General features: G+C 36.7%; 5 protein-coding genes. 4 read left to right on the forward strand and 1 reads right to left on the reverse strand.

The genetic code is table 11. The features are described from left to right. From ACOVO2_RS15560 to ACOVO2_RS15570, 3 genes are all read left to right on the forward strand, one after another. Window positions 1-3,276: hypothetical protein (locus tag ACOVO2_RS15560; RefSeq protein WP_421770861.1), on the forward strand; the 3,276-nt coding region annotated here is incomplete at its 5' end. Window positions 3,277-3,285: 9 nt separating this feature from the next. Further along, entirely contained in the window at window positions 3,286-3,723 is a 438-nt protein-coding gene (locus tag ACOVO2_RS15565; RefSeq protein ID WP_421770862.1) for a hypothetical protein, read from the forward strand. A gap of 8 nt (window positions 3,724-3,731) precedes the next feature. Beyond that, complete coding sequence (locus tag ACOVO2_RS15570; protein ID WP_421770863.1) at window positions 3,732-5,060, forward strand: hypothetical protein; 1,329 nt, start codon at window positions 3,732-3,734, stop codon at window positions 5,058-5,060. 254 nt (window positions 5,061-5,314) lie between these two features. On the opposite strand, the gene ACOVO2_RS15575 is transcribed toward ACOVO2_RS15570, so the two are convergent. Then, entirely contained in the window at window positions 5,315-5,584 is a 270-nt protein-coding gene (locus ACOVO2_RS15575; RefSeq protein ID WP_421770864.1) for a LytR/AlgR family response regulator transcription factor, read from the reverse strand. Between the two features lie 108 nt (window positions 5,585-5,692). Between ACOVO2_RS15575 and ACOVO2_RS15580 the strand changes: the two genes are divergently transcribed. After that, window positions 5,693-6,520, forward strand: coding sequence for a winged helix-turn-helix domain-containing protein (locus ACOVO2_RS15580; protein ID WP_421770865.1), 828 nt, complete (start codon window positions 5,693-5,695; stop codon window positions 6,518-6,520). Window positions 6,521-6,802: the final 282 nt, after the last annotated feature.

The raw sequence follows: 6,802 nt of genomic DNA on the forward strand, positions 1-6,802 counted from the left end.
CCCAACAATTATTGGATTTACGGCATCATTTCATTACTCATTTATTTGCTTTTTATTGGTTATAAACCGCTCTTTCATAAGCTCTTAATTCACCGAAATATCATTCTGATTATTGTCATTACTTGCTCAACGCTTTATTTGTACTTGACCAAGCCGAAGAAAAATCAGAACAAAATTTTGGGTATTGGTTTGGCTTTAGTTTTAGTGTTGGTTATTCCGTTTTCGAGAAATTTTATTGATAACATCATCGACGACCAAATCAAGAGTGTGGCACAGCGAGCGTCATTAATCTATCAGCCGATTGATGATTTGATTGCCGAAAGTGATTATAGTTCGTTCAAAGAACGAAAAATTATCGAAACTGCCGAGGGACAATGGTTTATCAATAGTTATCTCAATAAGACCGAAAACGATTCAAAACGCATTGATTTTAAGCCGCATTTCAATCGTGGGGTCAATTATTCGACCCAAACCCGTGATGTGGTTTTGCCACGCTATGTAATTGCTGAGTTTGGTTCTTTAATTGTCTATTTATTGCTCATGCTTTTGGCCATTCCGATGCTCGTGCATCTGATGGGCTACCAATTATATCAGCAAGATTCGAATAATAAAACTCGGTTTGCCCCGCAGTCTTACGGTGGAAGCATCGCTTTGATTTTTGTCTTTACGTTGGGCTTTTTTGTGTGGTTGGCTTCTACGAATCGCTTTGTGTTTTTTGGTCAAGATTTTCCGTTTTTGAGTCTGACCAGTAAACTGAGTTTACTGCTGCCGCTAACGCTGTTTTTTATTCCATTGCTCAATCAGCCCATCGAACGCAAAATCAAAACCATTGCTCCAACCTACGATTTTACTCGTTATGGTATATTTTTCGGAACAGTGGCGGTGTTTTTGTTGGTGAGTGGTCGGTCGAATAATCTGCGAGAAGAAAATTTTCAGATTACATTGAGTAAAACCGAAACCGCCATCAACAAAAACCTCAATGGATTATTCAATGATATTCAGGATACGCTCCGAACGAGCAATAATGGAGCATTGAATAGGGAAAATATGATTCCGCAAGATTTATCAAAAATCCTGTCGATTTTGGTAAAATCTGATGAATTTAAGGCTTTATACGATACTTCGGACACTTATTCGCAGAGTATTTTTGATATTCTACGTAAAAATCCTGCCTATGCTTTTAGGCAAGATAGTCCGATTTATATTCGCTACGACAGCGACCTTTATCAGTCGGTTTATAACAAACATTTGTACCTCGAATTACCGCCTTATCAAGACAAAACTGCTTGGAAAGGTAATTTGTATCAAGAAAGTGCCGACTCGACGGTTTATCCGATACTCAGGATTCATAACCGAATAATCAATACCACAAAGTTTCCGTTTTTTGCGGGTTCGGAAGGCGGTACGCTCAAAGTTGCGGTATTGCCAGCCACTTGGTTTGTGGGTATTTCGGAGCCAATTGTATTGCTCAATTTGCAAAACGAGGTCAAACGCAAAACCACTACCATTGATATTGTTTCGAGCCAACGAGAAGAAGTTTTGAGTCAAGATATTAGCGGATTTGTAAATAAATTCGACATCGACGAACTCGCCCAAGTGACCGAAGATAAAAAGCATTTCTTGGTGTCGTTTTCAAAAAACAATAATCATGCTTTTATGAGTAATTATTGGGTCAATGGCAAGCAACGCATGGTTTATCCGATGGCCGAAAAATTATTTTGGGCGTATAATTACAGCAATGCTCTAAAATCTGCCTATAATGTTGATACTTTGTTGAAAACGAACGCCACTATTTCGCTTGATTATGAGTTGAATAAGCAAGTTCATGACACCGTTTTGTATAGTTTCCGAAATAAGTTTAAGCATGTGCCTAATTTCAAATTTGCCGTAATGGCCGCCGATGGTGATGGAAAAATTAGGCTGATGCAAGATTACGTAAAAAACAGGAAATTAATCGACCCTAACAACGCCCTTGCGATTGAAGAAATGAACCAAAAGTATTTTTTCTTTAGCAATAACAAAAACGAGCGTGACCAATGGGGAAATACTAATTTGTTGCATTTGGCTTACGGCCCAGGTTCGTCGATTAAACCTTTGGTTTATGCTTCGATTGCATCGCAGCTCAATGTCGGTTGGGAAAATTTGATTTTACAGCCAGCTCAAGCGAGTGTGTTTTCGGTGCAAAAAGGCGATACAAAAGAATCGGCTGGGCAATATGCAGGCTATGTACTTCCGAAACGAAAAGGCTGGATTGATGAACACGGTGAACGTTGGGGAAGTATCGGTGCAGTGCAATACCTGCAAACATCGAGTAATTTTTATCATTCGGCCTTGTTGTTTTTGGGGTCTTATCACCGAGATGATTTTAAGAAAAATAATCAATATAAAATCGAAAATGTACTTTCAAGTAATTTAAGCGACCCGAATAATCAGTTTCCTGCACTTGAAGTTGCGGGCGTACCTTATCGCTTGAAATCGTTCAAAGAAAAAGCATGGCCTCGAAGCTCAAAAGACGAGAAAACCTATTTCGGAAATGAAAAATCGCTTTTGGCTCTCGGAATCGACAAAAATTTGGGTTTAATCGTGGAAGATATTGATAAAACCGACCGAAATATCAAAGGCAAGGGTAGGGTAGATTACGCCGATTCAGTGGTCTATGATAAACTTCGAGAGCAACAAGTAGGTGGTTTTTTGTGGAGTTTTCCTGAGCAATCTTATTTTATTCAAGCCGAACGAAAACACCCGAATGCACTCACGAATTTTTTCAATGGTTTGAAAAATCCAACCTTGGGCGGAACACCGTATAACGTGACGCCAATGAAAATGACCGAGATGTTTGGCAAGATGATTAGTCAAAACAAAGATTATAGCCTGCACCTCACAAACCGTGATTTTGGAAAATCGACTTGGAAAATTGACAGCACTTGGCACAATGAAGCTTTTGTAGATTTCATGCAAAAAAATGTGCTTGAAGGCATGAAACAAGTATTGCTCGGTGGTGGAACGGCATCAGGCCTATTTGGTGGCACGAATGTTTACCGAAATTATTATTGCTACGCCAAAACTGGAACAATCAAAGAAGGAAAACAGAACGATTCGAAGCGTTTGGCTTTGATAATTTCACAAAATGATTTAACCCAAACTTTTGGTCAACCCAATAAGTTTTATGTGGTTTATTTTACGGCCAACGAAGCCGATAACCAAGAATGGGCGGTTTATCGAGCCATTATCAATCAAATTATTGATTCCGAATCCTTTAAAAATTACATGAGATAGATGAAAAATATGCAAAAAATCTATGCTTTTTTGGGCATTATCATACTTGTATTGGGGATTTATGTTTGGAATTTATCAATTAAACCTAAACCGTTTGAATTACGCAAACCCGAAAAAAACGATGAACTTTCTGAGAGAAATATCGTGAAGATTCGAGTAGATAGTCTGACCAAAATTATTGATTTGGCTTACGAAAAAGATGCCACGGTTTCGATGGCAGATGATGATAGATTTCAAGTGAAGCTGCGTAATCAAGGTAATAGTATTACAAATTTTTACAACGATAACCCAAGATTGCTGGAAACTGACGACGATAGGTTTTCGATAAAACATGAGAAAAATACAGTCGAGGCAAGTTTTAAAATCGAAACAGCGGGGCAGGTAAAATACGCTTTCGTACCGACCGATGTGGTTTATAAATTATCCGAATTAGCTTATAACAAATGAGTAATTATATGTCGAATATTAATCAAAACAACTTTATTGAATTTCTTAAATTTCTGGAAAGAAAACATCCACAGATTAGGTTTTCGAGCGATAAACTGGATGCCTTGAAAAGGATTGATAATCAGCAGATTAGTCAATATCTCTCATTGGTTTATGAAAAGTTTTCGTTAGATGGGAGTTCAGAAGAAAGAACTTTTATAGGGTTGAAAAGTGAAGAAGAACTCAGAAAAAATACCGAATACATAACGCCAGATGTAATTGAGGAAATACCGAGAATAGAACCCGTAGTTCCTGTGTATAATTTGGAGCGAAATTATCCTGAGCCAACGCCCAAAGTTGATATAGAGCGTGTGACGCCTACTTATAATGTAGAGCAAAAGCCACTTGAACCAGCACCGAGGCCCAGTGTCGAGGTTGAGCGTACGCCCAAACCAATGTCGCCCTCGACTACCACGCCACCGCCAAGAACAGTTTCGGCCGATAATTATGTTGCACCAAATCACACAACCAGAAATGTTTTCTTGATTGCGTTGCTGGGAGTATTGGCTTATGTAGGTTATGAATTTTATGAATACCAAAAACTCGGAACTGTCTATGCCCTAAGTAATGAACTGATTATCAGAGATTCATCAAAAAAAGATGGAAAATTTCTGGGCAGTGCCGACCTCTTTGGCAAAAATATGGATAAAAATAATGTGGAAGTACCAACGACCTCGGAGTTAAAATTGTATTCAAACGACCTACAAGGGGGGTATTATAAGGTAATTGTGAGTGATACACCATTTTTTAGTTTTCTGTTCAATAATAACGAAGGCTATGTTTATTCAAAGTATTTTACGACCGACAAAAAAAAGCAGGATTTATACAAGGCTATTTTTGAGCCAATCAAAGAAGATTATTATGAGTTAAAGCACCTCGAATTTGCTTACCGAACCATGATTGTCAATGCCATCGAAAACACCCCTTCAATGAAAGGCTTAGTGTTGAAAGAATCGTGTGATATACAACCCGTAACGGCTAAAAAAATGCCCCTACGCATTGGGCAAGAGCAAAACAAAGACCGAACGGTTTTCCATGCACTTGTGCAGCTATCTGATGGAAATTATTATTCAATCATAGCCAATGGGTTTTATAATGTTTCAAAAATAAGTCAAATCACCTTGAATGGCGAACCATTGACCATAGAAGGTAAGTTTCAGAACAAAGGCGATAAATTTATTTGGGAAAGTTGTGATAAGAGTATCATTGCACAAAGCAAGGGGTTACTGTCAGATACTTTTATGACCAAACAAGAAGAAGTATCAGTTGTAGATCCTGTACAAGAAGAAGCACTGTAAGATGTGAAATGCTATTATTGTAAAAACTACAGCTGAATAATCAGTTGTAATGAAAGGATTTCTGCTTTGTAAACTCGATACGATCAATAAAATAGATATTTACAATTGCAAATAGAATAATTTCTTCCCACTCCATTTAGTTTATTGATACGATGTTTTGTATCAATAAACTAAAATTTTCGTCGGCCGTTTAGTGTGGATTTAAAAAACAACAATTTTTTGTAGCAAAAATAGTTTTGGGTTTATCAGAGCTATCAAATTTTTCGTCTTCGTGCTATCGGCAAAACTTCGCCTGAGTGTAATACTACATTTTTGGGCATTACATCACGAATAAACTGCTTATTAACAATATATGCTTTGTGGATTCTGATAAAAGACGGGTTTGAGGCAAGCATTTCTTCAAAGCGTTTGAGTGTGTAACAACAAACTTCTACTTTTCCACTTTTTTTATGAATAAGAGTGTAATTGACGCTTGCCTCCAAGTGGGTAATGTATTCAAGAGGATTTGGGAATTCTTTTTTCATTAATCAAAAAAAGTTTAGTTTAGAATTTCTCAAGTGGTATCGCAAAAATATTATTAATATACTTGTATATTTGCGGACACTCCGCTTTTAAGAAGAATATCTAAAAAAATGCAAGAAAATAGTCTACTACAACAAGCTCTACAGTATTTGGAAGAGGAATACCCATTAGGAGGAGCCTATTATCCGATAGTGCCCAAAAACAAGCAAGATGCAGAAATAGAAACCTTGAAAAAAACAATCAAGTATGAACAATTCTTTTTTGTGGTAAACTTACTTGAACGACGAATAGAGCACGTTCACGGGGTTGCAAATTGGTTAGGGTATCCCGACAATCAATTTAATGTATTTACCTACTTCAAAATTATCCATCCCAGATATGCCGAGGCACTAAATATGTCGGCTAAGTCTTCATTCAAAACAGCCAATTCTGATGCTTTCGAAGTGAAGTTCATGGAGCAACACGTGGTAGTGCAAGTACCATTGCTTCATGCTAACCAAAAATATATTCTGACCAAACGTACACTATATCCTTTTCAAATTGACAAAAGCGGAAAAGTACTTGCCTACCTAAATCATTTTGTAGTTTTGAAAGAATACAAAGAGCTCAACGCATTAGGATTGAGAGTGGGTAATTTTTTCAAAATTGAATCAGAAGTCGAAAAGAGTGTAATTGATAAAAATCAGGATAAATTATTGATAGAGAGTGAGAAGCCATTTGGATTTAACAAAAAACAAATGTCAATTTTGAAGCTTATTGCTCAAAATCCTGATATTACACATGCCGAAATCAGCGAAACGCTTGGATTGAATATCAATACTTTGAAAAAAACGTATAACTCTAAAATTTTAGAAATTGCTCGAGATTATTTCAAAATAGATGCTTTTTCTTCGATTAAAGAAGTTGCTCTTTATCTCAAGGAAAATAATGTTTTTTGAAATAAATGACTCACTTATTTCTAACGGTTTAAGAACGATTCAACGAATTGTATTTTTTAGTACCTATAATCCGTCTATTTTCTACTCAACAAGCATTAAGGCAATTTGAAACATTATTCTTTAAAATAGATGTTTAAGGTAAATGCTTGACAGTTAGGCAATTAGGAATTATTGTTTTAAGGGAGATGATTTGTGAAAAAATAAAACAGCAAGATTACAAAAGCGATATAAAACAAAAAAGGTGACATTTCTGTCACCTTTCGAGGTCCCGAGCGGATTCGA

Source organism: Emticicia sp., from assembly GCF_049241225.1.
Classification (GTDB): domain Bacteria; phylum Bacteroidota; class Bacteroidia; order Cytophagales; family Spirosomataceae; genus Emticicia.

Coding starts and splice junctions, on each gene's coding strand:
- ACOVO2_RS15565 (WP_421770862.1), top strand. CDS start 3,286: ATGCAAAAAATCTATGCTTTTTTGGGCATTATCATACTTGTATTGGGG.
- ACOVO2_RS15570 (WP_421770863.1), top strand. CDS start 3,732: ATGTCGAATATTAATCAAAACAACTTTATTGAATTTCTTAAATTTCTG.
- ACOVO2_RS15575 (WP_421770864.1), bottom strand. CDS start 5,584: ATGAAAAAAGAATTCCCAAATCCTCTTGAATACATTACCCACTTGGAG.
- ACOVO2_RS15580 (WP_421770865.1), top strand. CDS start 5,693: ATGCAAGAAAATAGTCTACTACAACAAGCTCTACAGTATTTGGAAGAG.